The organism is Arthrobacter crusticola, assembly GCF_004357995.1.
In the GTDB taxonomy this organism is placed as follows: domain Bacteria; phylum Actinomycetota; class Actinomycetes; order Actinomycetales; family Micrococcaceae; genus Arthrobacter_D; species Arthrobacter_D crusticola.
This window is the reverse complement of sequence record NZ_SMTK01000001.1, coordinates 608,467-635,461: the sequence shown is the minus strand read 5'-3', so window position 1 is coordinate 635,461 and position 26,995 is coordinate 608,467. Positions and strand designations below refer to the sequence as shown.

Below are 26,995 nucleotides of genomic sequence, written 5' to 3'. Positions count from 1 at the left end.
AAGGAGCCAAGGAGGCGGTCCGCGCCGGCTCAGGCCCGGCCCTGGCCCACGGCGTCGGGCCCGTCCTCCTTATCGTCTTCCCCGTGCTGATGCTCGCCGAGGCCGCGGGCGGCCAGGGCCTGTCCGGTGGCCTGGGCGTAGGCGACGGCGTTGACCGCCACCGGGACCACCACGGCCCGCGGGCTGCGCTGGAGGCCGCGGGCCTTCGCGGCGTCCCGCAGATCCGACAGCGAACCCACCAGGTAGGGGATGCTGCGCACCATGATCGACAGGGCGAGGGCGAAGCGTTCGGGGTCGGCCCCCAGCCGCCGCAGCGGGCGCACGAGGCGAACCAGCCCGTCGAGCAGTTCCTGCCCCGGTGTGGTGACGGTCAGCAGCCTCGCCGCAAGGATGCACACGGCGATGCCACCGGGCACCACGAAGGCCGCCTCCACGCCGCGCGTGAACCCGGAATAGAGAGCGAGCAGGGCCAGCACGGGCAGGGCGGGCACCAGGGCGCCGAGCACTTTTCGCAGCGGCAGCCGGGCGCCAAGGGTCATCAGAAGCAGGAAGAGAACGAGCCCGGCGCCGGTGGCGAGCGGCTGGCGGATCAGCACCACCGGAGTGCTGGCCCCCACGCAGAGAAGGGCCTTGAGCACCAGCGGAGTCCGGTGGAGCAGCGACTGCCCGGGAACGTAGAGCCCGAGAAGCTGGCCATGGCCCCTCACCGGAGGCACAGTTCCTGGTAAAAGGCGACGGCCTCGGCCGGATCGCCGTCGAACTCCACGCGGCCGCCGTCGAGCACGAGCGTGCGGTCGCTGTCCTGGGCGAAGGACAGGTTGTGGGTGGTGAAGAGAACCTGCTGGGGGAGTGCGCGGAGGACGGCGCGGATGGTCTGCTCGTTGCGGAGGTCGAGCAGAGTGGTTGGCTCATCGGCGACGAGCACCGCAGGCTCGACGGCCGCGACCACCGCGATCGCCAGGAGCTGGCGCTCACCGCCGGAGAGATCGTAGATGGAGCGGTCCGCAAGGTGGCCGATGCCGTAGGACTCAAGCACCCGCATGCCGGCGGCCCGGCGCTCATCCGCGCGCCGGATCCGGCCGCGCAGGGACAGCTCGACGTCCTCGCGGCCCGTGGGCATGACCAGCTGTGACAGGGGATCGGTGAATACGAAGCCGACTTTGCGACGGACCTCCCTGCCACGCCGGGCGGTGTCGAGGCCGTTCACGCTGACGCCGCCCGAGGTGGGCAGCGTCAGCCCGTTGATCAGTTTGAGCAGCGTCGATTTCCCCGAGCCGTTGGCGCCGATCACCGAGATGCGGTGCTCGCCCAGCTCGAGGGTAGTCGGGTGCAGGATGGTTCGGCTGCCGCCGTCCTCCCCGGGGGCGGTGACTGACGCGTCGGTGAAACGGATCATGCCGTGCGTGTGGCTCCCTCGGCGCCTGCCCGCGGCAGCAGCCGGGGGAACGCCCTGTGCACCGCAGCCGCAATACCGGCCGCGAGCAGGTTCTTGATAACGTCTCCCGGCAGGAACACGGCGTCGGCGGCGATCGCATCTCTTCCGCTCAACCCGCCGTTCACCACCAGCCCGGTGATTCCGAGCGGGTGAATGAGAAGGAGGCTCGCCGTGAAGCAGGCAAGGAACAGCACACCCACACGGAACCTGCGGGTCCGGCGGAGAAGCGCGGCGGCGAGGAAACCGGCGAGCATCGCGGCCAGCGGGAAAGCGATCAGGTAGCCGGCGGACGGTCCCGCGAGGACGGCAAGGCCGCCGCGGAAGCCGCTGAAGATCGGCAGGCCGGCCAGCCCCGCCAGGACATACAGCCCGACGGCGGCTCCACCCCGGCCGGGACCGAGGACCACCCCGGCGAGCATCACCCCGAGCGTCTGCAGTGTGATCGGCACCCCGAGCGCGCCGACCGGGATACCGGGTACGATTGCGAGGGCGGCAATAAGCGCGGCGAAGACTGCGATCAACGACAGATCGGTGGAATTCCACCGCTTCCGGGCGCGCCGACGGGATGCGACAGCTGCCCCGGAGGAACTCGGGTGGGCCTGGCTCATGGGTTTCTTCCTCGCGGTATCGGATCGAGGCAGCATCCGGAATGGATGCGGCCTTGTGGCAATGCGACAACCGCATTGCGTTTCATCCTGAGAATAGCCCCGCACCCGCAACATTCCTTTGTAGATTATCGACAAAAATGTCCCTGTGCAGCGCACAGGGACACCGAAAGGCCACGGAATTGATTACCGTATCGAACCTGGAGCTGCGAGCAGGAGCCCGGCTGCTGATGGAGTCGGTGTCCTTCCGCGTGGACCGCGGCGACAAGATCGGCCTCGTCGGCCGGAACGGCGCCGGCAAGACCACCATGACCAAGGTCCTCGCCGGCGAATCCCTGCCGGCGGCCGGCTCGGTCTCACGCAGCGGGGAGATCGGCTACCTGCCGCAGGACCCCCGCACACCCGACATGGACCAGCTTGCCCGCGACCGGATCCTCTCGGCGCGCAACCTCGACACCGTAGTCCGCGACCTCCGACAGGCCCAGGAGGACATGGCCAGCGAGAACACCTCGGTCCGTTCCAAGGCGATGAACCGCTATGACCGGATCGAGGCGGCGTTCCTCGCCGGCGGCGGCTACGCCGCCGAGGCCGAGGCCGCGGCGATCTCCTCCAACCTCGCCCTGCCCGAACGCATCCTGAACCAGCCGCTGCGCACGCTCTCCGGCGGCCAGCGCCGCCGTGTGGAACTGGCCCGCATCCTGTACTCGGGCGCCGAGACGATGCTCCTTGACGAACCGACGAACCACCTCGACGCCGATTCCATCACCTGGCTGCGCGAATTCCTGCGCACCCACCAGGGCGGGCTGATCGTAATCAGCCACGACGTCGATCTGCTCGAGGCCACGGTGAACAAGGTGTTCCACCTTGACGCGAACCGGGCCACCATCGACATCTACAACATGGGCTGGAAGCGGTACCAGCAGCAGCGTGAGACCGACGAGCGCGCCCGTAAGCGGGAGCGCGCCAACGCCGAGAAGAAGGCCCAGGTCTTGATGGACCAGGCCAATAAAATGCGCGCCAAGGCCACGAAGGCGGTTGCGGCCCAGAACATGGCCAAGCGCGCCGAGCGGCTGCTGGGCGGCCTCGACGCGGTCCGCGCCAACGACCGCGTCGCGGCGCTGCGGTTCCCTGACCCCTCACCCTCGGGCAAGACGCCGATGACCGCCGAGGGCCTCAGCAAGTCCTTCGGGTCCCTCGAGATCTTCACCGACGTGGACCTGGCGATCGACCGCGGATCCAAGGTGGTCATCCTCGGGCTCAACGGTGCGGGAAAGACGACCCTGCTGCGGATGCTCGCCGGAGTCGACACCCCCGACACGGGCCGGGTGATCCCGGGCCACGGCCTCAAGGTCGGCTACTACGCGCAGGAACACGAGACGCTCGACACCGAGCGGACGGTTCTCGAGAACATGAAGAGCGCGGCACCGGACATGAAGGACGCCGAGGTGCGCGGCATCCTGGGGTCGTTCCTGTTCTCGGGCGACGACGTCGAAAAACCCGCCGGGGTGCTGTCCGGCGGTGAGAAGACACGCCTGGCGCTGGCGACCATCGTTGCGTCCTCGGCGAACGTCCTGCTGCTCGACGAACCGACCAACAACCTCGACCCCGCCAGCCGGGCGGAGATCCTCGGGGCACTGGCCAACTACACCGGCGCCGTCGTCATGGTCAGCCACGACGAGGGGGCCGTCGAAGCACTCAAGCCCGAGCGGGTCGTGCTGCTGCCGGACGGCGTCGAGGACCTCTGGAACGAGGACTACCTCGACCTCGTGACGCTGGCCTAGCGGCTCAGCGGTACCCCTGGGCGTCCAGGAGCGCGTCCTCGGCCTCCTCGGCCGTTGGGCGCCGCCCGGGACGCCGAGCGGCCTCCGGCCGGCCTCCCGCTTCCTCGCGGTCGAGGCGGGCCTGCTGCCGGGCGGCATAGCCGAGCCCGACGAAGAGGAGCACGCCGAAGGCGAACCACTGCAGGGAGTAGGAAAGGTGCGGTCCCTCATTCAGTGACGGCTTGGGGAACTGCGCGGGGGCCACGGCCGGCGCGGGATCCTCGGCAGCCATCAGCCCGTACGCACCCGTCTGTACCGGGTAGCCGAGCTTCGCGGCGTACCCCTCGAGGTCGATCGAGGCGACCTGGCCCGCGGGGGCGCCCCGGTTCACCGCCGGCTCGCCCGGTTTGATGCGCGCGGTGACCGTGACGGTTCCCCCCGGTGGCGCGGGAATGGAATCCGGCCGCCCCGCCTTGTCATTGCCGATGGGCAGCCAGCCCCGGTCGATGATGACCGCCGAGCCGTCGGCCAGGCGCAGGGGAGTGAGCACCTCGTAGCCGGGCTGGCCGTTCATTGGGCGGTTCCGCACCACGACCTGCCCCGCGGTGTCGTATTCCCCGGTGAGCTTCACCGGAGTCCATTCCTGCAGGGGATCGTAGGTGGCGAAGTCGATTGTGCCTTCTTCGTAGGGCACGGGGGACTGCTCGTAGTTCGCCTTGATGCGTCCGATGTCGGACACCACGGCATTGCGCCGCTCCAGCTGCCACATGCCCAGCGAGGCGCAGGCCGCCGCCAGCGCCGTCACCAGCGCGAACCAGGCGAGCCAGCGGCGGGAGATCAGGAACCGGTACACCTAGGACGCACCGCCGGCCAGCGTTACTGTCTCTTTCCAGAGCCCGCGGACCTGGAGGTAGTCCTGCAGCCAGTCGACATGGGCGGAGCAGGCGGCCCACGCCTTGCGGCGCTCAGGGGTGTGGATGCGGGGGTTGTTCCACAGCAGCTGCCACTCGGCGGCCTCGCGGCAGCCCTTCCGGGAGCAGACCGTCGATTCGGCCGCCTGCTGAGGGGCGCCCGTGAGGGAGTCGAAGATGTTGAATCCGGGTGTGCTCACGCGGCGGTGTCCGTCCTTCCGCGCAGCGGATCGTCGTTTTCATTGTTGTCATCGGTGGGTGCCAAACGCTCCTCCTCGATGATCTCCCCGGCCAGGATGTCCGGACCGGGCGCCTCTGTCTCCACCGGGGCGGTCGGGGCTTCAATCTCGCGCACCGGCGCGCGGTCGAGCAGGGCGTCGGTGTGGCGGATGTCGCTGGTGTCACTGCCCCCGTTGGCGAGGATGACGGCGAAGTAGGGCAGGAGCACCGCCCCTGCAATCACGACCCACATCATCCACCCTTCGACGAAGAAGACGAGGATGAGGCAGACCATCCTAATGCCCATTGAGATCGAGTACTTGATCATGCGCGAGCGCATTTCGTCGGTGTGGGACTCCCGGGCGTCGGAAATGCTGTGAACGTCGGTGTCGTGCCTGCTGTGCCTGGTCTGCTTGCTCATTCCACTCCCAAGGGGCTTCGTCCATTATCTCATCCCACTGCCCGTTGTTAAACTTGGCTGCCTCACGGCTAGGATCGACGGGACACTTTGACATAGCTCGTCTAGTTAGAACGCGTAACTGAAAGCGGAGGATCCCTGTGCAGGCAACTAATCCCAGCGATGAAGACAAGCCCGGACGCAGCGTCCTCGTCACAGGCGGCAACCGGGGCATCGGGCTTGCCATCGCGAATGCGTTCCTTGCCAACGGGGACAAGGTGGCAATCACCTACCGCAGCGGCGAGGTTCCCGAGGGTCTGCTGGGCGTGAAGGCCGACGTGACGAGCGAGGAGCAGCTCGACGCGGCCTTCACCGAGGTCGAGGCCGCCCACGGGCCCGTCGAGGTGCTCGTCGCCAACGCCGGCATCACCCGCGACACGCTGCTGCTGCGCATGAGCGAAACCGACTTCACCGACGTCATCGACACGAACCTCACCGGCGCGTTCCGGGTGATCAAGCGCGCCTCCAAGGGCATGATCCGGCTGCGCCGCGGGCGCGTCGTGCTGATCTCCTCGGTGACCGGCCTCTACGGCGCCCCCGGCCAGATCAACTACTCCGCCTCCAAGGCCGGGCTGGTCGGGATTGCCCGCTCGCTCACCCGCGAACTGGGCTCCCGCGGCATCACCGCGAACGTCATCGCGCCAGGCTTCATCGACACGGACATGACGGCCGAGCTTCCCGAGGACACCCGCAAGAGCTACCTCGCCACCATCCCCGCCGGGCGCTTCGCGTCCCCGGACGAGGTGGCCAAGGTGGTGCGCTGGGTCGCCAGCGAGGAGGCAGGCTACATCTCCGGCGCCGTCATCCCGGTCGACGGCGGCCTCGGCATGGGCCACTAATCCCTATCAGCATTCCGGCGGCAGCGTCCGCTGCCGCCGGACCGGAAACGCGAAGTCACGATGCGCGGGAACCAGCCCGCGCCAAGAAGGAGTAGTCATGGGTGCTTTGGACGGCATTGGAGCAATCGTCACCGGATCATCACGGGGCATCGGGGCCGATGTGGCCCAGCTGCTCGCCGCCGAAGGCGCGGCCGTCGTGGTGAACTACCGGCAGAAGGCCCCCCGGGCCAACAAGGTGGCCGCCGGGATCGAGGCCGCCGGCGGCCGCGCCGTCGCCGTGGGCGCGGACCTGACCACCCCCGAGGGCCCGGCCGCCCTGGTCGACGCCGCGGTGAGCAACTTCGGCGGGCTCGGCCTGCTGGTGCTGAACGCCTCGGGCGGGATGGAGAGCGGCGTCGGCGAGGACTACGCCCTGAAGCTCAACCGGGACGCCCAGGTCAATATGCTCAAGGCCGCTGCCGAGGTCATGCCCGCCGGCTCCCGCGTGGTGTTCGTCACCAGCCACCAGGCGCACTTCATCGACACCGTGCCCACCATGGACGCCTATGAGCCCGTAGCCCGCAGCAAGCGCGCCGGCGAGGACGCCCTGCGCGACCTCATCCCGATGCTCGAGAACAAGGGCATCCGCCTCGTCGTCGTCTCCGGCGACATGATCGAGGGCACAGTGACGGCAACACTGCTTGACCGTGCCGCGCCCGGTGCGATCGAGGCCCGGCGCAGCGAGGCGGGCAAGCTCTACTCGGTGGCGGAGTTCGCCGCGGAGATCGTGAAGATGGTCACCGCCGACGTGCCGACCGGCCACACCGAACTGGTCGGAGGAGCACGCGGCTTCGTGCCGCAGGGCTGACCGCACAATCGTCTCCAAAGCTGCCCCAGGCCCGCTGTCGGATCACCGGCAGCGGGCCTTTCCGTCGACCGCGCTATTGGCCACCCTCACCGGATGGGGGACATTCAACAAGCGTGGCTCCCCGCTTACCGGGAGGCCGGGGAGGTGTTGTCCGCGGCCGCCTTCGCCTCCGCCTCCGCGGCAGTCTGCGCATAGGAGGCCGAAATCCGGCGGTAGACCGGGGTCAGGAAGGCCGCCAGCGCGGCGAGGATCAGAATGATTCCGGCGATGAGGAACACCAGGGCGATGCCGCGGGAGGTGCCCTCACCCAGCAGCGGGGCCAACTGGGCGGCGCCCTCCTCGGACCGCGCGTACGGGATGATCCAGAACTGGGCGATTGGTGCGATGAGGAACGCGGTGACCGGCGCGGCCGCGGACTCGAACGCCATGGCGAATCCGAACACCCGCCCCTGGCGCTGCAGGGGCACCACCTGCTGGATGACCGTCTGTTCGGCCGCCTCGACGAAGGGCACGAGGACCAGATACGCCCAGATGCCCGCGACGTACAGCCACGCCCATTCCCGCAGGGTGAACACCGCGCCGAGGACCCCCATCAGGATCACCGCGAGGAGCATGGTGCGCAGCGGGTTGGCTCCCAGCCCGAACTTGCCGATCAGCGCGCCGCCCACGATGAACCCGGTGGCACCGACCGCGAACCAGGTGCCCCACAGCTCCACGGGGAAAAGCTCAAGGCCGTAGGGATCCATCAGCGCCAGATAGACGCCGCCGACGAAGTTGTTGAAGGTGGAGAACAGAATCAGCGCGAACAGGCCCGCGACGGCGAGCACGGCGGCCAGGGAGCCGCGGAAGTCGAAGCCGCCGTGCGCGTCGGTGGCCGCAGCACGCACCTCCTCGGGCATGCGCAGCGTCAGCAGGTGCGCGAAGGCCAGCGCGGTGAGCACCAGGGCGACGACGATCGTCCAGCCCATGCCCAGCAGCCCCACCGACAGCCCGGACAGCACCGAGGTGACGATGAACATCAGGCCCTGCACCATGCCCACCAGTCCGTTGGCATTGGCCCGCCGGTCCGGCTCGATGAGGATGGTGACCGTCGTGGAGAGGGCAATGTTGCGCAGGTTTTCCACCACCGCACCGATCAGGATGATCAGGGTGAAGATCCAGAACCAGGGCCTGGTCAGGTCAAGCAGCGCGGGCGTGGGCGTCAGTGCGAACATCACCCCTGACAGCACGAACATCCCGAGGGTGAAGCCGGCGGCGAAGCGCATGACGGAAAGCTTGCGGTAGCGGTCCACGTAGGTGCCGAAGCTGATGCTGGAGAGGGCGATGAGCAGCATGTACACCCCACCCACCACACCGGTGGCGATCACGTTGCGGGTCTCCAGGTACACCCAGAACGTCAGCGCGAACCACAGGTAGCTGGTGGTGATGTTGGCGAGGGCGGTGTTGACCAGGATCCCGGCGAAGGTGCGGGACCGCTCCGCCGGGGTGCGAAGCGAGGTGTCGATGGCATCGCCGTCCGCGGGCGGCGAAGCAACATCCTCCCCGACCAGCGGGGAGGGGGCGGCTGCGTCCACGCGCGTGCCGTCGAGGGGATCCGCAGCGGCCCGGGGCTGGGCCGGTTCGTGGCCGGTCATGCGTCCCAGTGTAGTGACCGGCACCGACACTGTCGCCGCGCCGCCAGGACCATTTGCGCGCCGCCGCGCGCATCCCCGGAACGGTGCCGGTCCGGGCTTCAGATCCCTGCGAAGTGCCGCACGATATCGAGGTAGGGCAGGTCGATGGCGGCGTCCGCAGCGGCCCGCACGGCGGGCTTCGCGTTGAACGCTACCCCGAGCCCGGCGGCACCGAGCATGTCGAGGTCGTTCGCGCCGTCGCCCACCGCGATGGTCCGCTCAAGCGGAATGCCGGCGTCCTGCGCCCACCGCCGCAGGGAGCGCTCCTTCTCCGCCCGGTCGATGACCGGGCCCGACACCCGACCAGTGAGGAGGCCGTCGCGGATCTCCAGCAGGTTCGCTTTGGCGTGGGTCAGTCGCAGTCGCGCGGCCAACGGGTCGAGGATCTGGCTGAACCCGCCGGAGACCACCGCCACAAGGTGGCCTGCCCCGAGGAACGCCTCCACCATCACCTCGGCACCCTCGCTCAGCTCGATCTGGGCACCGACCTTGTCCAGCACCGCCTCGGGGAGTCCCGCCAGTACGGCGACGCGGGCATGAAGGCTCCGGGCGAAGTCCAGTTCACCGCGCATCGCGGCCTCCGTGACCGCGGCGACCTCCGCCTCGCGGCCCGCATAAGCGGCCAGCAGTTCGATGACCTCCTGCTTGATCAGCGTCGAGTCGACATCGAGCACCAGCAGCTTGGGCCCCGGGCCGCAAACCGCAGCGGGGACCACCGCGGTCCCGACGGACCGCACCGGCGTTCCGGCGGCGGAATCGCCCGCTCCCGGCAGGGCAGCGCGCAGGTCCGCTGCCGGACCGGGGTACGTCACCGTGAGCGTCCGCACCCGGTACCGGGAGTCACCGCCGTCGCCAGCCGCCAGGATGCCCGCGCCGGCGGCACGGACGGCGTCCTCGACGACCCGGAAGCCTGCGTCGGACTCGTCCAGACCGTAGCTGACGACTCGGAACGGCGCGGTCATTAAACCTCCAGGGGATGCAGGGGTGCCCGGTGGGCCGGGACGGGTGCCACGGGCGGGGCCGGACGGCGGTGCTGATTTCGCCAACGAGCCCGGTCTTAGCCTAGTGTCTAGTGCTATGAGTGACGTTCTTGAATTGGCCGGGGTGAGCCTCGTTCGGAGTGGAAAAACGCTGCTGAACAGCGTCGACTGGCAGGTCAAGGAGGGCGAACGCTGGGTCATCATGGGCCCCAACGGAGCCGGGAAAACGACACTCCTCCAGATCGCCGGAGCGCGCCTGCACCCCACCACAGGCGTGGCAGGGATCCTCGACGAAGTGATGGGCGCCGTCGACGTTTTCGACCTGCGCCCCCGGATCGGACTCGCCTCGGCGGCCCTGGCCTCGCAGATCCCCGAGCACGAAACGGTCCTCAACGTCGTCGTCACCGCCTCCTACGGTGTCACGGGCCGCTGGCGCGAGCAGTACGAGAAGCTCGACGAGCGCCGCGCCTTCCGGCTGCTCCACACCTGGGGCATGTCGACCTTCCTGAACCGACCCTTCGCCTCACTCAGCGAGGGCGAACGGAAGCGGGTGCAGATCGCGCGGGCGCTGATGACCGATCCCGAACTGCTGCTGCTCGACGAGCCGGCCGCCGGCCTCGATCTGGCCGGACGTGAGGACCTCATCCGCCGGCTGACCGAACTCGCCCAGGATGAGGAGGCCCCCGCCACCGTCCTGGTCACCCACCACTTGGAGGAGGTTCCTCCCGGGTTCACCCACGCGATGCTGATGCGCGACGGCGGAATCGTCGCCGCCGGACCGCTTGGGGACGTCCTCACCGAGGAACACCTGTCCGAGGCGTTCGGCCTGCCGCTGAAGGTCAGCCGCGCTGACGGCCGCTACAGTGCTGTCGCCCGCTCCGCGTAGGCGGGAGGCCGGGGCGCAGCACCGCACGGCTCCGCCGGGAGCGGGCGCGTGGGCCTGATCCACCTTGAGGGCCCGGGGGACCCGCGCACCTCGGACTACCGCAACCTCACCGACACCCAGCTCCGCCGCCGCCTCGAACCGGCCAATGGCCTCTATATCGCCGAGAGTTCCAAGGTGCTGCGGCGCGCCATCGATGCCGGACATTCACCCCGGTCCTTCTTCCTCGCCGAAAAGTGGCTGCCGGGCCTTTCGGATGTCCTGAACCGGTTCCCGGAGGTTCCGGCGTTCATCGGCGACGAGGCCACGCTCGAGGAGATCACCGGCTTCCACCTCCACCGGGGCGCCCTGGCCGCCATGAACCGCCCGGCCCCGAAGACCCTCGACGAGGTCCTCGCCGGCGCCCGCAGGGTCGCGGTGCTCGAGGACATGGTCGACCACACCAACCTGGGGGCGCTGTTCCGCTCCGCCGCGGCGCTGGGCATCGACGCGGTCCTTATCAGCCCCCGGTGCGCCGACCCGCTCTACCGCCGGGCGATCCGCGTGAGCATGGGCAGCGTCTTCCAGGTGCCCTGGGTCCGCCTTACGGACTGGCCCGGGCAGCTGGCGGCCCTCCGGAAGGCGGGGTTCACCGTGGGGGCGCTGGCGCTGGGGCCGGACTCGGTGCCCGTCCAGGACGTTGGAACGGCGGGTCACGAGCGGCTGGCGCTGGTGCTTGGCACCGAAGGCGAGGGCCTCTCCGCCGGTGCCCTCGCCGAGGCCGACCTGTCGCTTCAGATCCCCATGCATGCCGGGGTCGATTCGCTCAACGTGGCGGCGGCGGCCGCCGTCGCCTTCTGGGAGTGCCGCTACCGCAACCCCTAGCGGAGGGAGGCGCCGGAAAACGGCAGTAGCGGGCACCGGTACGCGATGGAACACTGGGAGGGTGACCGCTCCACCGGCCCGCATCAAGGCTCCCGGCGCACGGACCGTCCCCGTGGCCGCAGCGCTCCTCCTCGGCGCGGCCGTTGCGCTGAGCGGATGCGGCCGGCTCGCCGAACAGATCGACGCCGCGGAATCCCAGCCCCCGACCGCTCCCGCCGCCGGCCCGCTGGCCACCGCTCCGGTGGTGCCGTCGCCGTCGCCGGTGCCGGCGACGTCCGCAGCCGCACCGTCGTCGGCTCCGGCACCCCCGCCGACGCCGGTGCCGACCAAGGCCCCCGAGCTTTCCCTGACCCAGAGCCAGCAGTCCCTGCCGGCCGAGGTGGTGAAGGCCTGCGGCAGCATGCTGACCGGCACGCTCCCGGAACGGCTGCCCGCCGCGGAGGCGGGTGCCTGCGTCGAAGCCTCGATGCGGGCCGGCACCGGTGCACTGCAGAGCCTGTCGACCCGTGCCACCGGCCTTCCCGCCGGAGAACACACCGCGGCACTGAGCACGGCGCCCGAGTTCGGCCTGCACCTGCGCAACGAGGAGCATGGGGTGGAGGTCATCGTCAGCGGCGGCGAGGGGTACCTGCTCACCCCGAAGGGCGGAACACCGGCCGACCCCGAGGGCGGGCCGGAGGAGCGCTTCGCCGCGGTCCTGGTGGAGGCGGCCTCGGCCACCGCCGACCCCGCAGCCGTCGGCGCCCTGCTGGCGGACTCCGGAGAGTTCCTGGTGACGCCGCGCAGCGAAAGGGACGGCATGCTCTACACCCGGCTTTCGGCCGTGTCCGGGCCCGAACTGCAGGGCGTCAAGATGGCCACCCTGGACATAGAACTCGACGAACTGATGCGCCCGGCGCACCTGAGCGTCAGCGGCTTCGAACACGAGATCCTCACCTCGGTGGAGGTCGGATTCTCCAAATGGGGCACCCCCCAGGTCGTTACGCCCCCCGCTTTAGCGCAGCTGGGCGGTTTGCGCTAGGATTACTAGCTGGTCCCGATGGACCGTTTCCGCTTTCAATCCCAGTGCCTGGCAAAATCCAGGCAACCAGAGAAGGTATTCCTGTGAAGTCTGATATCCACCCCCAGTACCACGCCGTCGTTTTCCGCGACCTCGCCTCCGATAAGTCGTTCCTGACGAAGTCGACGGCCACGTCCAAGAAGACCATCGAATGGGAAGACGGAAACACCTACCCGCTGATCGAGGTGGAAATCTCCTCGGAGTCCCACCCGTTCTACACCGGCAAGCAGCGGATCATGGACTCCGCCGGCCGCGTGGAGCGCTTCAACGCCCGCTTCAAGGGCTTCGGCAAGAAGTAGTTCCGGCTCTTCTCAGCACCTCAGTTTCGACAGTGAAGCCACGCGCGCACGACGCCGTGGCTTCACTGCGTTAAGCCAACCAAGCAGGAGGAACCCGCGATGGGACAGGGTCAGGACACGACCGGCGGAGGCCGCCGACACGGCGAGTACAAGACGCCGGGGGGCAAGCTGACCGCCGTCGACCTCGCGGTGGTGGACGGGCGCCTGGCCCAGGTGTCGGTGAACGGCGACTTCTTCCTCGAGCCGGACGAGGCCCTCGACGACATCAACGCCGCCCTCGAGGGCCTGCCGGTCGACACGCCCCCGTCCGAACTGGCGGAGGCCGTCCGGGCCGGGCTCGACCCCTCGGCCCGGCTCTTCGGGTTCTCCCCGGAGGCCGTGGCCACCGCCGTGCGCCGCGCTCTGGGACGCTCCACGGGCATTGCCGACCACACGTGGGAGATCGTCCCACCGACGCCGCTGAGCACCGCCATGCACGTCGCCATGGACGAAGTGCTCACCCGCGACGTCGGGGACGGGCGCCGCAACCCCACCCTGCGGTTCTGGGAGTGGGAGTCGCCCTCGGTCGTGATCGGCAGCTTCCAGTCGGTGCGCAACGAGGTTGACCCCGACGGCGTCGCGCGCCACGGGGTGAGCGTGGTGCGCAGGATCAGCGGCGGCGGCGCCATGTTCATGGAGCACGGCAACGCCATCACCTATTCGCTGTACATCCCGCAGACGCTTGTCGACGGCATGAGCTTCGCTGATTCGTACCCGTTCCTCGACGCCTGGGTGATGGAGGCCCTGGCCACCCTCGGCATTAAGGCCTGGTACCAGCCGCTCAACGATATCGCCACCGACCTGGGCAAGATCGGCGGGGCGGCGCAGAAGCGGCTCGCCAACGGCGGGATGCTGCACCATGTCACGATGAGCTACGACATCGACGCCGACAAGATGCTCGAGGTGCTGCGCATCGGCAAGGAAAAGCTTTCCGACAAGGGCACCAAGAGCGCCAAGAAGCGCGTCGACCCGCTCCGGCGCCAGACCGGGCTGGCCCGCGAGGAGATCATCGCAGTGATGATCGAAACCTTCCGCCGCCGCTTCGGCGCCGTCGACGCCGGCCTGAGCGAGGACGAGCTGCGGCGCGGTGCCGAACTTGTCGAGGAGAAGTTCGGCACCGAGGAGTGGCTCTACCGGGTGCCGTAGGCCTGGGCGGTCAGGGAGCGCAGCAGGTGGTCGCGCTCCTCCACCAGGATGCGCCGGAGCGCACCCGGGGCGTCCGGGTTGGCAGAGAGCCAGCCGTCCGTGGCCAGCAGCACCGGGTGCTCCTCCGGGCGCCCCTGGAGGTCCTGGCGGCCGGGGTAGAGGCCGCGCACCACGCGGGTGGCCATCTCGATGCCCCGGGCCTCCCATACCTCCCTGAGCGCCTCGAAGTACGGTCCGTTGTAGGGAGCCGTCAGCTCCGGCCCGCCGAGGGTGAATCCCTCGATGGTGGCACTGAGCAGTTCGTTCGACAGCCGGGTCCCGAACACCGCCTCGCGCCAGGCGAGGTCCTTCACCGCGGCGTCCGGCACGGCCGAGCAGGCCAGCGTGAACGCCGCCTTGCCCGACGCCGTCTTGTCGCGGGCCAGCTCGGCCTCCAGCTCGTCGACGGGCGCAAGGCCCTGCGCGGCCAGTGCGGCAAAGAACATCCAGCGCAGTTCGTCATCAAGGACCAGCCCCGGGACGCTGTCGGTGCCGTCGAGCAGGCCGCGCAGCACGGCAGCAGCGGAGCCGGTGCTCCGCCCGGCCGCGGCGAGGGCCCGCGCCCACGCCAGCTGCAGGTCCGAGCCCTCCGCGGCGTCCCGCAGGCCCTGCTCCAGGAAGCGGGCGTAGCGTTCGCGCAGCGCCGCCCGTCCGTCGGGTGCGGTGTAGCGTTCGACGGCGGTGCCGGCGTTCTGCAGCAGCACCTGCAGCACCCCGACGCCCGGTTCGGCCGGTGCGGCCAGTTCGACGGCGCCGAGGTAGTCGGCGGCGGCCAGGTCGGCATCCCGGGTGCTCGACCAGAGGGCGGAGAGGCAGATGGCGCGGGCCAGCGGGTCGGAGATCCGGTCCACCGACCGCAGCAGCGTGGCCAGGGAGCGGGGGTCGAAGCGCAGCTTGGCGTAGGTGAGGTCCTCGTCGTTGACCAGCAGCAGGTCCGGCTGGGTCCGGCCCATGAGCCCGTCCAGCGGGGCCGAAGCGCCCGTCACCTCGACGGCGTGCGACTCGGTGCGGACCAGTGAGCCGTCGCCGTCGTAGCTGTAGAAGCCGACGCGCAGGGAGTGGGGGCGGGGCTCGGGCACCCCGGTGATGGGGTCGAGCGCGTCCTGCTGGATCGCCGCGGCGGTGTAGACGCCGTCCACGACGGATACCTCCGCGGTGAGCGCGGGCACCCCGGAGGTCTGCAGCCACTGCCGGGCCCAGGCCGTCATGTCCTGCCCCGAGGCCTCGCTGAGGGCGCCGAGCAGGTCCGCCAGGGTGGTGTTGCCGAAGGCATGCGCCCGGAAGTACTTCCTGGCCGCCTCGGTGAAGGCGTCGAAGCCGACGTAGGCGACCAGCTGCTTGAGCACCGAGGCGCCCTTGGCGTAGGTGATGCCGTCGAAGTTCTGCTTCGCCGCCTCCAGGTTGGGGATGTCCGCCACGATGGGGTGGGTCGTCGGAAGCTGGTCCTGAACGTACGCCCAGGCCTTGCGCTTGTTCGCGAAGCTCACCCACGAGGTCTTCCACTCGGTGGCCTCGGCCACGCCGAGGGCACCCATGTAGTCGGCGAAGGACTCCTTGAGCCACAGGTCGTCCCACCAGGTCATGGTGACGAGGTCGCCGAACCACATGTGCGCCATCTCATGCAGGATGGTGTTCGCCCGCGCCTCGTACTGGGCGGCCGTGGCCGCGGAGCGGAACACGTAGTTCTCGGTGAAGGTCACCAGGCCCGGGTTCTCCATCGCCCCGAGGTTGTACTCGGGAACGAAGGCCTGGTCGTACTTGCCGAATGGATAGGGGTAGTCAAAGAGGCCGTGGAAGAAGTCCAGCCCGCGGCGCGTGGTGTCGAAGATCGCCTCGGGGTCGAAGGCGGACGCCAGCGACCGGCGGCAGTAGAGCCCGAGCGCAATTTCGGGCGAGCCGGTGCCGTCCGCGCCGGTCCAGGATCCGGCGACGTGGTGGTAGGGGCCGGCGAGCACCGTGGTGATGTAGGTCGAAATGCGCTCCGTGGGCGCGAACTCCCAGCGCAGCGCCCCAGCGGACACCGGGGCGGGGGCACCCACCGCCGGGGCGTTGGAGGCGACCGTCCAGGCCTCCGGCGCCGTCACGGTGAAGGTGAAGGCGGCCTTCAGGTCGGGCTGCTCGAAGTTGGCGAAGACCCGGCGGGCGTCGGCGGGCTCGTACTGGGTGTAGAGGTAGGTCCGGCCGTCGGCGGGGTCGACGAAACGGTGCATCCCCTCGCCACTGCGGCTGTAGAGCGCGGTGCCGCGCACGGTGACGGTGTTCGTCTCGAGCAGGTCCGGAAGGTGGATGCGTGAACCGTCGACGGCGGCGGCCACGTCGAGGGTCCTCCCGTTGAGGAGCACTTCGTTGACGCCGCCGTGGATGAAGTCGAGGAACGTGGACGCGCCCGGGGTGCCACAGCGGAACACCACGGTGGACTCGCTGGGAAACCCCTCCACCGCGGGGTCTTCGGCGCCGCTGAGGTCGAGCCTCACCTCGTAGCGTTCGACCCGGATCAGCTGGGAGCGGGCGGCGGCCTCGTCACGGAGCAGGTTCTCGTTGCGCATCCGGTTATTCAATCACGCGCCGCGCACCGGCAGGCACGGCGGGTCGTGGTGGAATCGACGCATGGACACCACAATTCCCGGGGACGAACCCACTCCGAGCGTGCAGATCGACGCCGACCGCCTGGAGGCGAACATCACCGCCATGGCCTCGGCCACGCGGGCCCGCGGGGTGGCGCTGCGTCCCCACGCCAAGACACATAAGATCGCCGAGATCGCCGCGCTCCAGCTGGCGGCGGGCGCCGTCGGGCTCACCGTGGCCACCGTCGGCGAGGCGGAGGTCTTCGCCGGGGCCGGGGTGGAGGATCTCTTCATCGCCTATCCGCTGTGGGTTGACCAGGCGAAGGGCGACCGGCTGCGCCGGCTCGCGTCGGCGGCGCGGATCACCGTGGGCGTGGATTCCGCCGAAAGCGCCACCGCCCTGGCACGCAGCCTCGGTTCGGCCGTCGGCGCCGTCGCCGTGCGCGTTGAGGTCGACAGCGGCCACCACCGCAGCGGCGTGGCGCCCGGGGACGCCGCTACCGTGGCCGTGGCCGCCGCGGACGCCGGACTCGAGGTGACCGGAGCCTTCACCTTCCCCGGCCACAGCTATGCCCCCGGAATGCCCCTCACGGCGGCACGGGACGAGGACGCGGCGTTGGGCGTGGCGGCCGCCGGGCTCCGTGCCGAGGGCTTCGCCGCCGCGGAGCTGAGCGGCGGCTCGACCCCCTCGGCACTGATGGGAGGAGGCACCGCCACCGAGCTGCGCCCGGGGGTCTACGTGTTCGGCGATGCGCAGCAGTGGGAGCTCGGCACGACCGGCCCCGGCGACATCGCGCTCACCGTGGCGGCCACCGTGGTCAGCCACCACCGGCGTACCCCGGGGGAGCCGGGGCACCTCCTGCTCGATGCCGGCAGCAAGGTCCTCGGCAGCGACCGGGCGGCCTGGGCCACCGGCTACGGCAGGCTGCTGGAGCACCCGGAGGCCCGGATCGTCGCCCTCTCCGAGCACCACGCCACGGTGCAGTGGCCGGCCGGTGAGCCCCTGCCGGCCCGCGGCACCCGGCTGCGCGTGGTCCCCAACCACGTCTGCCTGCCGGTGAACCTGGTGGACGAGGTGCAGGTGGTCCGGGACGGCGCGGTCATCGACCGCTGGGTGGTCGCCGCCCGGGGCCGGAACAGCTGACCGGCCCCGGGGAACTGCGTGGTCCGCGGCTCAGTCCGCGGGGATGATCTGGCCCTTGCTCAGGATGGTCAGCCCGGACTCGGTCACGGCGAAGCCGCGGCTGAGGTCGAGTTCACGGTCCACGCCGATGCGTGCCCCGGCCGGGATCTTCACGTTCTTGTCGATGATCGCGCGGCGAACGATGGCGCCTGGGCCGATGCTCACCTTGTCCATCAGCACCGAATCGCTCACCTCCGCGTTCTCCTCCACGAAGACGTCGGTGGCGAGGATCGAACCCTGAACGGTGCCGCCCGAGATGACGACGCCTGCCGAGACGATCGAGTCGTGGGCAGCCCCGGACCGGCCGGTGGCGCTGCGCACGAACTTCGCCGGAGGCGACACGCTCTGGCGGGTGTAGATCGGCCACTGCAGGTTGTACAGGTTGAACAGGGGCAGCGGAGAGATCAGGTCCATATTGGCCTCGTAGTAGGAATCCATCGTCCCCACGTCACGCCAGTACTGGCGGTCCCGGTCGGTCGAACCCGGGATGAGGTTGGTGGTGAAGTCGTAGACGGCGGCGTCGTTGCGGTCGACGAAGTGGGGAATGATGTCCCCGCCCATGTCGTGCTTGGTGTCGAGCCGGGCGGCGTCCTCCTCGAGGGCTTTGACCAGCGCGTCGGCGGTGAAGACGTAGTTGCCCATCGAGGCGAGGAAGCTGTTGGGGTCATCGGGCAGGCCCGGGGTGGTCTTCGGCTTCTCGACGAACGCGGCGATGCGGGTCGGATCCTGCTGGTCGACCTCGATGACGCCGAACTGGTCCACGAGGTTCATGGGCTGGCGCACCGCGGCGACGCTGACGGAGGCTCCGGATTCGACGTGTGCGTTGACCATCTGCTCGAAGTCCATGCGGTACACGTGGTCGGCGCCGATGACCACGACAATGTCTGGCTGGGCGTCGTGGATGAGGTTGAGGGACTGGTAGATCGCGTTGGCACTGCCGAGGAACCAGCTCTTGCCGCGGCGCTGCTGCGCCGGCACCGAGGCGATGTACTGCTGGAGCTGGGTTGACATCCGCCACGTCTCGGAGACGTGCCGGTCGAGGCTGTGCGACTTGTACTGCGTGAGCACCACAATCTGCAGGTAGCCGGAGTTCACCAGGTTCGAGAGGGCAAAGTCGATCAGCCGGTAGCTCCCGGCGAACGGCACGGCCGGCTTGGCCCGGTCCGCAGTGAGGGGCATCAGGCGTTTGCCCTCGCCACCTGCCAGTACAACCGCCAGAACTTTCTTAAGTGCCACGGGTAACCCCCTTTGAGTATTCCAACGTGTCGGTCCAATTCTGTTCACACTAGAGGACTGCGGCCTCCTGCACTACGTTGGGGGAGTGCGAGTAGATATTGTCTCCAAGGAATTCCCCCCAGAAATCTATGGCGGGGCAGGTGTCCACGTTGCGGAACTGAGCCGCGTGCTGGCCGGACAGGTGAATCTGAACGTCCACTGTTTCGGCGCGGAACGGCCCTCCGACTACCACGGGGCGCGGGTGCGCACCTACGGCGTGCCCCCGGGGCTGGCCGGGGCGAACGCCGCCGTGCAGACCCTCGGAACGGACCTGGAGATGCTCGGGAACATCGGCGGCGCCGACCTCGTCCACTCCCACACCTGGTACGCGAACATGGCCGGGCACCTCGCCTCCCTGCTCCACGGCATCCCGCATGTGCTCAGCGCCCACAGTCTTGAGCCGCTGCGGCCCTGGAAGGCCGAGCAGCTCGCCGGTGGGTACGCGCTGTCCTCCTGGGCGGAAAAGACCTCGTATGAGGCCGCCGCGGCGGTGATCGCCGTGTCGGCGGGGATGCGCGCCGACATCCTGCGCAGCTATCCCGCCGTCGACCCGTCGAAGGTGCACGTGGTGCACAACGGCATCGACGTCTCCGAGTGGGTGCGCGACGAGGACGACGACGCCGTGCGGGCCTTCGGCATCGACCCGGACCGTCCGAGCGTGGTCTTCGTGGGGCGCAATACCCGCCAGAAGGGCGTGCCCTACCTGCTCCGGGCGGCCGCACAGCTGCCTGCGGACGTGCAGCTGGTCCTGGTCCTCGGCGCGGCCGACACTCCGGAGCTCGCGGCCGAGACAGAGAAGCTGATCAACGAACTCCGGGACCGGCGCGGCTCGGTGGTGCTCATCGAGCGGATGCTGCCGAGGCGCGAAGTGGTCCAAATCCTGAGCCATGCCACGGTGTTCGCGTGCCCGTCCATCTACGAGCCGCTGGGCATCGTGAACCTCGAGGCGATGGCCTGCGGCGCGGCCGTCGTGGCCAGCGCCACCGGCGGAATCCCCGAGGTGGTCGAGGACGGCGTCACCGGGACCCTCGTTCCGCTCGAACAGGTCTCCGACGGCACCGGGACGCCCCTTGACCCCGAACGCTTTGTGTCGGACTTCGCCGCCGCGCTGACCGCGCTGGTCGCCGACCCGGTGACGGCGCGCCGGATGGGCGAGGCCGGCCGGACCCGCGCCGAGCAGCACTTCGCGTGGAATTCCATCGCCGAGGCGACCCTCGAGGTGTACCGCAGCGTGCTGTGAAGTCGAAAAGCCCCTGTCCGCCGGGCGGACAGGGGCTTTTCGACTTCCGGCGGAACCGGCCGGTCAGGCTGAGGACTTCTCCGGCACCTGCCGTGCCTTGCGCGGTGAGCTCTTGCCCCGCGTCTTGGCCTGCTCCGCCTGCCGGGCCAGCAGGGTCTTCTCTTCGATCGGGGAACCGCTGCTTGCCCGCACCGCCCGCGCGTGCGCGTCGGCCTCGTCCTGGCGCTGCTTCTCGGCTCCGGTGGCGATTGCGGCGCGGAGGTGTTCGGGTCCGTAGCCGAAGGCCTCGACCAGGTCCAGGGCGTGCGGGCGGAGTTTGGCGAGCAGCCGGTTGATGTAGGGCGTGAGGGTCCGGGCCCGCTGCGAGGAGAGCCGGCCGTTCATCAGGTACCAGGCGAGGTTCCGCTCCAGCAGGCACAGCCCGAACAGGTCGCGCAGCCAGGTCAGCACCTGCCGGGTTCCGGGCTCCTCGACCCGGTGCAGCGCCGCCGTGAACGCCTCCCACTGCAGCAGCTCGGCGTGCGCGCGGGCCGTTTCGATCAGTTCGTGCTGGTGTTCATTGAACAGGGCGGCAGCCTTGGCCTGCGGCAGAGTCCCGGCCCCCCGCAGGGCGCCGGCGAGTTCGGCCACCATGGTGCCGACCCGGTCCGAGAGCAGCCCGTGCTGGGTTGCCTCGTCGCGCAGGGCGATCGCCGACTTCTTTTCGGAGCCGGTGTCCACGACGGTCTGCACCACACGGCGGAGCCCGGAGCGGTGCACCGTCCGCCCCGCGGCCTGGGAGACCGCATAGCGCGCGAGGACGCCGAAGTCCATGCCCTTGAACTCGCGGGCATAGTCCGTCAGCAGGCGCTTGGCGACGAGCTGGAGCAGGACGTTGTTGTCACCTTCGAAGGTGGCGTAGACATCCATGTCCGCCCGCAGCGAGGTGAAGCGGTTCTCCGTGAGGAACCCGGCGCCGCCGCAGGCCTCCCGGCACTCCTGCAGCGTGTCAAGGGCCAGCCAGGTGGACAGCGGCTTGTAGGCTGCGGCGAGGGTCTCGAGGTCCTGACGGTCGGCGTCGGTGTCGGAGGTGCCCGAGAACACGCCATCGAACTTCTCAAGCAGCTCCTCATGGGCGAACGACGCCGCGTAGGTGGCGGCCAGGCGCGGCAGGAGGCGCCGCTGGTGGCGCTGGTAGTCGAGGATGACCTCTTCGGAGAGGTCCGAGGACGCGTTGAACTGGCGCCGCTCTGAGGCGTAGGTGATGGCGGTCTTCAGCGCGAGCTTGCTCACCGCGACAGCCGCGCCGTCCAGGGACACGCGGCCCTGAACGAGTGTGCCGAGCATGGTGAAGAAGCGGCGGCCCGGCGAGGCGATGGGTGAGCTGTAGGTGCCGTCGGGGGCGACGCTGCCGTACCGGTTCAGCAGGTGCGTCCGGGGCACCCGGACATTCTCGAAGTGGAGCCGGCCGTTGTCGATGCCGTTCAGGCCGCCCTTGAGGCCGTCGTCCTCGCCGCCGATCCCGGGCAGGAAGGCGCCGTCGGCGTCGCGCAGTTCGACGTAAAAGGCATGCACCCCGTGATTGACTCCCAGGGTGATGAGCTGGGCGAAGACGACGGCGGCGCGGCCGTCGACGGCGGCGTTGCCGATGTAGTCCTTCCACGCCGCGCGGAAGGGGGTGTTCAGGGTGAAGGATTCATCCTCGGGGGAGTAGACGGCGGTCGTGGCGATGCTTGCCACGTCCGAGCCGTGCCCGGTCTCCGTCATGGCGAAGCAGCCCGGGATCTCCATGTTCATGATGCCGGGCAGCCACGCCTCGTGGTGCTCCTCGGTGCCCAGGTGGAGCACCGCGGCGCCGAACAGGCCCCACTGGACGCCGGCCTTGATCTGCAGGGAGGGATCGGCGACCACGAGTTCCTCGAACCCTGCGACGTTGCCGCCGTGGTCGTCGTGCCCGCCGAGCGAGGTCGGGAAGGCCCTGTGCACCGCCTGGTTCTTCACCAGGTAGTGGAGCTGGTCGAAGCAGCGGCTGCGGTGCTCGGCCGAGGTGAGCCCTTCGATCTTGTGCACTTCGGGGCGCCCGGCGAGCTCCCGGGCGGTCCGGCGTACCGACGCCCATTTCCCGAGGAGCAGCTCCCCGAGCACGGCGGGGTCGAGGACGGCGGCGTCGTTGTCGGTGATGGTGCCCGCTGCGGGAACCTCGCGCCGGAGGGCGGCTGCTGTCTGCGTCATGAGTTGTCCTTTGCAGGGGAGGTGGTGGAGTCCGGTGCCGGGCGGGACGGTTGCCCGGTCGGCACCTGGTGGCTGATGCCTTCGAAGAGCCAGTCGGTCAGCTGGTCGGCGAGCTGCTCCACACCGGGCTTGCCCGGGCCGGCGGGGGTCGCGAGCCACAGCTCACCGGCGGAGCGGACCATGCCGATGGCGGCCCGGGGCCAGTACACGAGCCTTGGGTCGGCGGGGCCGCTCAGGTGGGGAGAAGACCGCAGGTAGGCCCGCATGGGGCGGGCCAGCATCTCGGTGACAGCCTCGAGGAAATGGGTCAGGGGGTCGGCGGGCCGGGCCTCATCGGCAGGGCCGGCGGCGAGGTCTGCCGGACCGACCCGTGTGACGAACGCGTACACGTTCGGTGAGGTCTGCGCCATCTGCAGGTAGACGGAGATCATGGCGCGCAGGCCCTCGCGCGGCGTCTGGGCCTGCCGTGCCGCCGCAAGGATCTTCTGCTGCATCTGGCCCGTGACGACCTCGGCCATGGCCTGCTGCAGGCCGGTCTTGTCACCGAAGTAGCGGTAGTACACGGACTTGGAGGTGTCGGCCGCCGCCGCGATGTCCTCCATGGACGCACCGTGGCCGAGGGTGTCGACGGCGCGGCGGGCGGTGCTGATCAGCGCGCGCCGGCGCTCGGCACGGTGTTCCTCCCACCGGCTGGACCGCCCGTCGGGCACCGTCCCCGTTCCGGCGGGCACGGCGGAAACCGTTGACGAAGTGTTCATGATACTCAGCGTATCAGGTACGCTGGGTATCGGTAATCCACCACCACCACCAGGAGATCCCTCATGTCGAACCAGCCAGGAGCAGGCGCGGGCACCACCACCGTCCGCAACGCCGTCGTCATCGGCGGCAACCGCATTCCCTTTGCGCGCTCGGGCGGGGCCTACGCCCATTCGTCGAACAAGGACATGCTCATTGCGGCCCTCGACGGCCTCGTCGCGCGGTTCGGCCTGCAGGGCGAACGCGTCGGCGAAGTGGCAGCAGGCGCCGTCCTCAAGCATTCCCGGGACTTCAACCTCACCCGCGAGGCGGTGCTGGGCTCCGCCCTCTCCGCGCACACCCCTGCCTACGACCTTCAGCAGGCCTGCGCCACCGGCCTTGAGACCGTTGTGGGCCTCGCCAACAAGATCAAGCTGGGCCAGATCGACTCAGGCATCGCCGGCGGCGTCGATTCGGCCTCCGACGCGCCGATCGTGGTCAGTGAGGGCCTGCGCCGGGTGCTTCTCGACCTCTCCCGGGCCCGCACGCCCAAGCAGAAGCTCGCCGCGGTCAGCAGGCTGCGCCCCCGGGACCTTGCACCGAACGCCCCCACCACCGGTGAACCCCGCACGGGGCTCTCGATGGGCGAACACCAGGCGCTGACCACCGCGGCCTGGGGTATCACCCGCGAGGCCCAGGACGAGCTGGCCTTTGCCAGCCATGCCAACCTCGCCGCGGCCTACGAGCGCGGGTTTTTCGAAGACCTGATGACCCCCTACCGCGGGCTCACCAGGGACGCGAACCTGCGCGCCGACACGTCGCTCGAGAAGCTGGCGAAGCTGAAGCCCGTATTCGGCGCCGGGCTCGATACGCCGGCCACCATGACGGCAGGCAACTCCACGCCCCTGACCGACGGCGCCGCCGTCGTCCTGCTCGGCTCGGAGGACTACGCCCGGGCCAACAACCTGCCGATGCTCGCGAATGTCGTCGACGCCGAAGCCGCCGCCGTGGACTTCGTGAGCGGCCAGGAGGGCCTGCTGATGGCCCCCGTCTACGCGATGCCGCGGCTGCTCCAGCGCAACGGGCTGCACTTCGACGACTTCGACTTCTTCGAGATCCATGAGGCCTTCGCCTCAACGGTGCTCAGCTCCATCGCCGCGTGGGAGAGCGAGGAGTTCTGCCGGACCCGGCTCGGCCTCGACGGAGCGCTCGGCAAGATCGATCGATCCAAGCTCAACGTCAACGGTTCCTCACTGGCCGCCGGCCACCCCTTCGCCGCCACCGGCGGGCGGATCGTGGCCTCCCTGGCCAAGGCGCTGGCTGAGAAGGGCTCGGGCCGCGGCCTGATCTCCGTGTGCGCCGCCGGCGGGCAGGGTGTCGTTGCCATTCTCGAGGCGCGCTGAGGTGGCGGATACCTACCTCGGCCTCGTCAACACGCCGCTGCCGGGCAAGCTGGCCAAGACGCTGGGGCTGCCGCGCCCGGCGGTGCTGCGCCGCTACACCCCCGGCGGCCCGCTCGTCCCCGGCCCGGTGCTGATCCTGGGCAGCGGCCCGGGTGCCGACACCCTCGCGGAGGCCCTGCTCGGCTGGGACCAGGACGTCCGCCGGCACCTGCGCCCGGGGGAGAAGCTCGGAGCGGTGGTCGTGGCCCTCGATGCGGTGTCGCGTCCGGAGGACCTGGGTGCGCCCCTGCTCGAGCTCGGCCAGGCGGTCCGCGCCCTGCTGCCCGGCGGGCGGGTCGTCTCCCTTGCCCGGCCGGCGGAGGAAGCCGGGGACCCGGCCACCGCCGCCGCCCGCCAGGGGGTGGACGGCGCCGTGCGTTCGGTTGCCAAGGAGCTGCGGGCCGGTGCCACCGCCAACGGGATCGTGCTTAGGGACGGGGCGGCGGCGGACAGCCCAGGTGCCCTGGGGGCCCTGCGGTTCCTGCTCTCCGGCCGCAGCGCCTACGTCGACGGCCAGTTCCTGCGGGTCTCCGCTGTGCCCGCGCCGGAGGAGCCGGCCGACGCCGGTGCTCCGCTGGCCGGCAGGACCGCCGTGGTGACCGGCGCTGCGCGGGGCATCGGGGCGAAGATCGCCGAGGTCCTGCACCGGGACGGGGCGAAGGTCGTCGTCGTCGACGTGCCCGCGGCAGGTGAGCAGCTTGCGGCGGTCGCCAACCGGGTCGGGGGAACGGCACTCCAAGCGGACATCACCGCCGCCGACGCCGCCGCCCGGATCCTGGCCCACGTGAAGGAGCGCCACGGCACCCTCGACATCTTCGTGCACAACGCGGGCATCACCCGCGACAAGCTCCTCGCCAATATGGACCCGGCACGGTGGAACGCGGTCATCGCCGTCAACATCTCCTCGCAGCTGCGCATCAACGACGAGCTGCTTGCCTCCCCGGTGTTCTCACCCGAGGGCCGGATCATCAGCCTCGCCTCGACCAGCGGCATCGCGGGAAACCGCGGACAGAGCAACTACGCTGCCTCCAAGGCCGCGGTGATCGGCATGGTCCGTGCCACCGCCGCCTCGTTCGATGGGTCGAGCCGCACGATCAACGCCGTCGCCCCCGGGTTCATCGAAACCGACATGACCGCGAAGATGCCGGTGCTCACCCGTGAGGCGGCCCGCAGGCTCAGCAGCCTGCAGCAGGGCGGGCAGCCGGTGGATGTGGCCGAGACCATCGCGTTCCTTGCCTCCGGCCCGGCCGGCGGCATCAACGGCCAGGTCATCCGGGTCTGCGGACAGAACCTGGTGGGAGCATGAACGAGGTCGTCCTGCCGGCCATGCCGGCGCTGGCGGGCCTTTACCGGCAGGCGGCCCTCGGCTCGGTGCTGCGGCGGGCCGGCCGGCGCAGCCCCGCGTCGGCGCTGCCGGGAGTCCGCCACCGTGCCTCCGGCGGCCCCGTGGACCGGGAGCGGCTCACCGCCTTCCAGCATCTTGTCGGACAGGCGGCGCGCGACGTCGTCCCCTCGGCCCACGTCCACACGCTTGCCTTCCCCGTCGCCATGAGCGTCATGGCCCGCCCGGACTTCCCGCTCCCGCTGTTGGGAATGGTCCACCTGAGCAATACGGTGGTGCAGACCCGGGCGCTGCGCGTCGGGGAGAATTTCGAATCGGTGGCCTACGCCGAAAAGCTGAGCCCACACCGGTCCGGAACCACGGTGGAGCTCGTCACCGAGGTGTCGGTGGACGGCGAACGGATCTGGACGGGCCGCTCGGTCTATCTCGCCCGCGGCGTCCGGACCGTCTCCGGCCGGGAGGAACATCCGGCGCCCGCACCGGACGGATCCCCGGGGGCGGGCCCGGCGGCGGGTGCCGACAGTCGGGACGCGGCCCTGCCGGGGAGCGGGGACACCTTCACCCCGCCGGTGCCCACGGCACAGTGGCACCTGGCCTCCGACACCGGCCGGGCCTACGCCGCCGTGTCCGGGGACTGGAATCCGATCCACCTGAGCGCGCCCTCGGCACGGCTGCTGGGAATGAAGCGCGCCATCGCACACGGTGTATATCTTGCCGCGCGCATGGTGGAACTGGCGGAGCCGGCGGCGCCGGACGCGCTGTCGTGGCGCGTGAACTTCCTGTCCCCGGCCCTCCTCCCGGGCACGCTCGCCGTCGCCGTCCGTCCCGGGGAGGCCTCCGGCGGATCCGTCGGGCGCACCGAGGTCATCGGCTGGACGCCAGGAGCGAAGCGGCCGTCCTTCACCGGATGGGTCACTGCGCAGGCGGTGGACCCGGCGTCGCCCTAG

25 protein-coding genes are annotated in these 26,995 nt (G+C 70.0%); 13 read left to right on the top strand and 12 right to left on the bottom strand.

What is annotated here, in order from left to right; translation table 11 throughout:
* Window positions 1-29: 29 nt before the first annotated feature.
* From E2F48_RS02980 to E2F48_RS02970, 3 genes are read right to left on the bottom strand one after another with little or no spacing between them, the layout of a single operon-like run.
* On the bottom strand, window positions 30-707 hold the full coding sequence (locus E2F48_RS02980) for a CbiQ family ECF transporter T component (RefSeq protein WP_133402490.1): 678 nt from the start codon (window positions 705-707) through the stop codon (window positions 30-32).
* On the bottom strand, window positions 704-1,396 hold the full coding sequence (locus tag E2F48_RS02975) for an energy-coupling factor ABC transporter ATP-binding protein (RefSeq protein ID WP_133402489.1): 693 nt from the start codon (window positions 1,394-1,396) through the stop codon (window positions 704-706). The genes E2F48_RS02980 and E2F48_RS02975 overlap by 4 nt, the downstream gene beginning before the upstream one ends.
* A complete protein-coding gene (locus tag E2F48_RS02970; protein ID WP_133402488.1) occupies window positions 1,393-2,043 on the bottom strand; it encodes a biotin transporter BioY in 651 nt (216 codons plus the stop codon). Before E2F48_RS02970 ends, E2F48_RS02975 begins: the two co-directional genes overlap by 4 nt.
* 179 nt (window positions 2,044-2,222) lie before the next feature.
* On the opposite strand from E2F48_RS02970, the gene E2F48_RS02965 reads away from it, so the two are divergent.
* Window positions 2,223-3,821, top strand: a complete 1,599-nt coding sequence (locus E2F48_RS02965; RefSeq protein WP_133402487.1) for an ABC-F family ATP-binding cassette domain-containing protein — start codon at window positions 2,223-2,225, stop codon at window positions 3,819-3,821.
* A gap of 4 nt (window positions 3,822-3,825) precedes the next feature.
* Here E2F48_RS02965 and E2F48_RS02960 read toward each other — a convergent pair whose 3' ends face one another.
* The 3 genes from E2F48_RS02960 to E2F48_RS02950 are packed head-to-tail and all read right to left on the bottom strand — an operon-like array spanning window position 3,826 to window position 5,351.
* Window positions 3,826-4,653, bottom strand: a complete 828-nt coding sequence (locus E2F48_RS02960; RefSeq protein ID WP_133402486.1) for an SURF1 family cytochrome oxidase biogenesis protein — start codon at window positions 4,651-4,653, stop codon at window positions 3,826-3,828.
* A complete protein-coding gene (locus E2F48_RS02955) occupies window positions 4,654-4,911 on the bottom strand; it encodes a hypothetical protein (RefSeq protein ID WP_133402485.1) in 258 nt (85 codons plus the stop codon).
* Window positions 4,908-5,351 carry a DUF3099 domain-containing protein gene (locus E2F48_RS02950; protein WP_133402484.1) on the bottom strand — a complete coding sequence of 148 codons (444 nt, stop codon included), beginning with the start codon at window positions 5,349-5,351 and terminating at the stop codon, window positions 4,908-4,910. Before E2F48_RS02950 ends, E2F48_RS02955 begins: the two co-directional genes overlap by 4 nt.
* A 137-nt stretch (window positions 5,352-5,488) precedes the next feature.
* Here E2F48_RS02950 and E2F48_RS02945 point away from each other — a divergent pair, with 137 nt between their 5' ends.
* Window positions 5,489-6,226, top strand: coding sequence for a beta-ketoacyl-ACP reductase (locus tag E2F48_RS02945; RefSeq protein ID WP_133402483.1), 738 nt, complete (start codon window positions 5,489-5,491; stop codon window positions 6,224-6,226).
* A gap of 97 nt (window positions 6,227-6,323) precedes the next feature.
* Window positions 6,324-7,073 (top strand): SDR family oxidoreductase, encoded by a 750-nt coding sequence (locus E2F48_RS02940; protein ID WP_133402482.1) that lies wholly within the window; start codon window positions 6,324-6,326, stop codon window positions 7,071-7,073.
* Window positions 7,074-7,198: 125 nt separating this feature from the next.
* Here E2F48_RS02940 and E2F48_RS02935 read toward each other — a convergent pair whose 3' ends face one another.
* On the bottom strand, window positions 7,199-8,707 hold the full coding sequence (locus E2F48_RS02935) for an MFS transporter (protein ID WP_133402481.1): 1,509 nt from the start codon (window positions 8,705-8,707) through the stop codon (window positions 7,199-7,201).
* Between the two features lie 98 nt (window positions 8,708-8,805).
* The gene (gene serB / locus E2F48_RS02930; RefSeq protein ID WP_133402480.1) at window positions 8,806-9,708 is read right to left on the bottom strand and encodes a phosphoserine phosphatase SerB; all 903 of its coding nucleotides are present in this window, start codon (window positions 9,706-9,708) and stop codon (window positions 8,806-8,808) included.
* A 115-nt stretch (window positions 9,709-9,823) separates the two neighbouring features.
* Here serB and E2F48_RS02925 point away from each other — a divergent pair, with 115 nt between their 5' ends.
* The 5 genes from E2F48_RS02925 (at window position 9,824) to lplAB (ending at window position 14,017) form a co-directional block, all read left to right on the top strand.
* On the top strand, window positions 9,824-10,612 hold the full coding sequence (locus tag E2F48_RS02925) for an ABC transporter ATP-binding protein (protein WP_133402479.1): 789 nt from the start codon (window positions 9,824-9,826) through the stop codon (window positions 10,610-10,612).
* Between the two features lie 48 nt (window positions 10,613-10,660).
* The gene (locus E2F48_RS02920) at window positions 10,661-11,473 is read left to right on the top strand and encodes a TrmH family RNA methyltransferase (RefSeq protein ID WP_133402478.1); all 813 of its coding nucleotides are present in this window, start codon (window positions 10,661-10,663) and stop codon (window positions 11,471-11,473) included.
* A gap of 61 nt (window positions 11,474-11,534) precedes the next feature.
* On the top strand, window positions 11,535-12,494 hold the full coding sequence (locus E2F48_RS02915) for a hypothetical protein (RefSeq protein WP_133402477.1): 960 nt from the start codon (window positions 11,535-11,537) through the stop codon (window positions 12,492-12,494).
* Between the two features lie 83 nt (window positions 12,495-12,577).
* Complete coding sequence (locus E2F48_RS02910) at window positions 12,578-12,832, top strand: type B 50S ribosomal protein L31 (RefSeq protein ID WP_120168169.1); 255 nt, start codon at window positions 12,578-12,580, stop codon at window positions 12,830-12,832.
* 99 nt (window positions 12,833-12,931) lie between these two features.
* A complete protein-coding gene (gene lplAB, locus E2F48_RS02905) occupies window positions 12,932-14,017 on the top strand; it encodes a lipoate-protein ligase LplAB (protein WP_133402476.1) in 1,086 nt (361 codons plus the stop codon).
* Here lplAB and pepN read toward each other — a convergent pair.
* A complete protein-coding gene (pepN, locus tag E2F48_RS02900) occupies window positions 14,002-16,602 on the bottom strand; it encodes an aminopeptidase N (RefSeq protein ID WP_133402475.1) in 2,601 nt (866 codons plus the stop codon). The genes lplAB and pepN overlap by 16 nt on opposite strands.
* 61 nt (window positions 16,603-16,663) lie before the next feature.
* On the opposite strand from pepN, the gene E2F48_RS02895 reads away from it, so the two are divergent.
* Entirely contained in the window at window positions 16,664-17,764 is a 1,101-nt protein-coding gene (locus E2F48_RS02895; protein ID WP_133402474.1) for an alanine racemase, read from the top strand.
* A 30-nt stretch (window positions 17,765-17,794) separates the two neighbouring features.
* Here E2F48_RS02895 and glgC read toward each other — a convergent pair whose 3' ends face one another.
* On the bottom strand, window positions 17,795-19,039 hold the full coding sequence (gene glgC / locus E2F48_RS02890; RefSeq protein ID WP_185149775.1) for a glucose-1-phosphate adenylyltransferase: 1,245 nt from the start codon (window positions 19,037-19,039) through the stop codon (window positions 17,795-17,797).
* An 85-nt stretch (window positions 19,040-19,124) separates the two neighbouring features.
* On the opposite strand from glgC, the gene glgA reads away from it, so the two are divergent.
* The gene (gene glgA / locus E2F48_RS02885; protein ID WP_133402473.1) at window positions 19,125-20,318 is read left to right on the top strand and encodes a glycogen synthase; all 1,194 of its coding nucleotides are present in this window, start codon (window positions 19,125-19,127) and stop codon (window positions 20,316-20,318) included.
* Between the two features lie 63 nt (window positions 20,319-20,381).
* On the opposite strand, the gene E2F48_RS02880 is transcribed toward glgA, so the two are convergent.
* Both E2F48_RS02880 and E2F48_RS02875 read right to left on the bottom strand, forming a co-directional pair.
* The gene (locus E2F48_RS02880; protein ID WP_133402472.1) at window positions 20,382-22,529 is read right to left on the bottom strand and encodes an acyl-CoA dehydrogenase family protein; all 2,148 of its coding nucleotides are present in this window, start codon (window positions 22,527-22,529) and stop codon (window positions 20,382-20,384) included.
* Window positions 22,526-23,287: a TetR/AcrR family transcriptional regulator gene (locus E2F48_RS02875; RefSeq protein WP_133402471.1), complete on the bottom strand. Its 762-nt coding sequence runs from the start codon at window positions 23,285-23,287 to the stop codon at window positions 22,526-22,528. The genes E2F48_RS02880 and E2F48_RS02875 overlap by 4 nt, the downstream gene beginning before the upstream one ends.
* A gap of 63 nt (window positions 23,288-23,350) precedes the next feature.
* On the opposite strand from E2F48_RS02875, the gene E2F48_RS02870 reads away from it, so the two are divergent.
* The 3 genes from E2F48_RS02870 to E2F48_RS02860 are packed head-to-tail and all read left to right on the top strand — an operon-like array spanning window position 23,351 to window position 26,995.
* On the top strand, window positions 23,351-24,667 hold the full coding sequence (locus tag E2F48_RS02870; RefSeq protein WP_133402470.1) for an acetyl-CoA C-acetyltransferase: 1,317 nt from the start codon (window positions 23,351-23,353) through the stop codon (window positions 24,665-24,667).
* A 1-nt stretch (window position 24,668) separates the two neighbouring features.
* Window positions 24,669-26,012 carry a 3-oxoacyl-ACP reductase gene (locus E2F48_RS02865; protein WP_133402469.1) on the top strand — a complete coding sequence of 448 codons (1,344 nt, stop codon included), beginning with the start codon at window positions 24,669-24,671 and terminating at the stop codon, window positions 26,010-26,012.
* Window positions 26,009-26,995, top strand: coding sequence for a MaoC family dehydratase (locus E2F48_RS02860; protein ID WP_133402468.1), 987 nt, complete (start codon window positions 26,009-26,011; stop codon window positions 26,993-26,995). The genes E2F48_RS02865 and E2F48_RS02860 overlap by 4 nt, the downstream gene beginning before the upstream one ends.

Bases quoted from the DNA above. Each gene is read 5' to 3' on its own strand.
- E2F48_RS02975 (WP_133402489.1), bottom strand. From the start codon at position 1,396: ATGATCCGTTTCACCGACGCGTCAGTCACCGCCCCCGGGGAGGACGGC.
- E2F48_RS02970 (WP_133402488.1), bottom strand. From the start codon at position 2,043: ATGAGCCAGGCCCACCCGAGTTCCTCCGGGGCAGCTGTCGCATCCCGT.
- E2F48_RS02950 (WP_133402484.1), bottom strand. From the start codon at position 5,351: ATGAGCAAGCAGACCAGGCACAGCAGGCACGACACCGACGTTCACAGC.
- E2F48_RS02940 (WP_133402482.1), top strand. From the start codon at position 6,324: ATGGGTGCTTTGGACGGCATTGGAGCAATCGTCACCGGATCATCACGG.
- E2F48_RS02935 (WP_133402481.1), bottom strand. From the start codon at position 8,707: ATGACCGGCCACGAACCGGCCCAGCCCCGGGCCGCTGCGGATCCCCTC.
- serB (WP_133402480.1), bottom strand. From the start codon at position 9,708: ATGACCGCGCCGTTCCGAGTCGTCAGCTACGGTCTGGACGAGTCCGAC.
- E2F48_RS02925 (WP_133402479.1), top strand. From the start codon at position 9,824: ATGAGTGACGTTCTTGAATTGGCCGGGGTGAGCCTCGTTCGGAGTGGA.
- lplAB (WP_133402476.1), top strand. From the start codon at position 12,932: ATGGGACAGGGTCAGGACACGACCGGCGGAGGCCGCCGACACGGCGAG.
- pepN (WP_133402475.1), bottom strand. From the start codon at position 16,602: ATGCGCAACGAGAACCTGCTCCGTGACGAGGCCGCCGCCCGCTCCCAG.
- E2F48_RS02895 (WP_133402474.1), top strand. From the start codon at position 16,664: ATGGACACCACAATTCCCGGGGACGAACCCACTCCGAGCGTGCAGATC.
- E2F48_RS02880 (WP_133402472.1), bottom strand. From the start codon at position 22,529: ATGACGCAGACAGCAGCCGCCCTCCGGCGCGAGGTTCCCGCAGCGGGC.
- E2F48_RS02875 (WP_133402471.1), bottom strand. From the start codon at position 23,287: ATGAACACTTCGTCAACGGTTTCCGCCGTGCCCGCCGGAACGGGGACG.
- E2F48_RS02870 (WP_133402470.1), top strand. From the start codon at position 23,351: ATGTCGAACCAGCCAGGAGCAGGCGCGGGCACCACCACCGTCCGCAAC.
- E2F48_RS02860 (WP_133402468.1), top strand. From the start codon at position 26,009: ATGAACGAGGTCGTCCTGCCGGCCATGCCGGCGCTGGCGGGCCTTTAC.